General features: G+C 61.3%; 1 protein-coding gene. It reads right to left on the bottom strand.

Annotation, left to right across the window (positions count from 1 at the left end):
• Positions 1 to 514, bottom strand: a 514-nt coding sequence (locus HMPREF1627_RS00225; RefSeq protein WP_034499812.1) for an aldehyde dehydrogenase family protein, incomplete at both ends; no start/stop codon positions are given.

Here is a 514-nt window from a genome sequence, read left to right as displayed (position 1 = left end):
CCCACGCGCACGCCGGGGCTCCACAGCCTGTTCGTGTCGTCAAGGCGACGCGGCTTAAGCACCCACTTTTGTCCTTCATCAAGAGTCGTCAGGCCGGCCAGGAGCTTCTCTCCCGGCTCGGAAGACAACGGCCCCATTTCTGCCGATAGATCGTCTCCCCAACCGATGTGCAGCGACTTCGCGGCGTCGACCAGCTGGTTACGCACGCGCTTGGAGAAGCCGGTTGATCCCACAAGGATCACATACGAGGCTGCCGAGCACTTCTGGCCCGCATGACCAAAAGCGGAGTCGATCACGTCCTTCACAGCGAGGTCAAGGTCGGCTGACGGAGTGATCACGATAGCGTTCTTGCCCGAGGTTTCAGCCATGATGCGCAAGGTGGGATCCCAAGAGCGGAACATTTGCGCGGTCTCCACACCGCCCGTCAAAACGACGCGGCCAACGCGCTTGTCAGTCACTAGCTCGCGGCCCAGCTGGCGTTCCCCAACGGAGGCAAGGATACATGCGGTTTCAG

It is taken from the genome of Actinomyces sp. S6-Spd3 (genome assembly GCF_000758755.1).
In the GTDB taxonomy this organism is placed as follows: domain Bacteria; phylum Actinomycetota; class Actinomycetes; order Actinomycetales; family Actinomycetaceae; genus Pauljensenia.
Note: the sequence above shows the minus strand (reverse complement) of the source record. Positions and strands in the feature narration are given on the sequence as shown.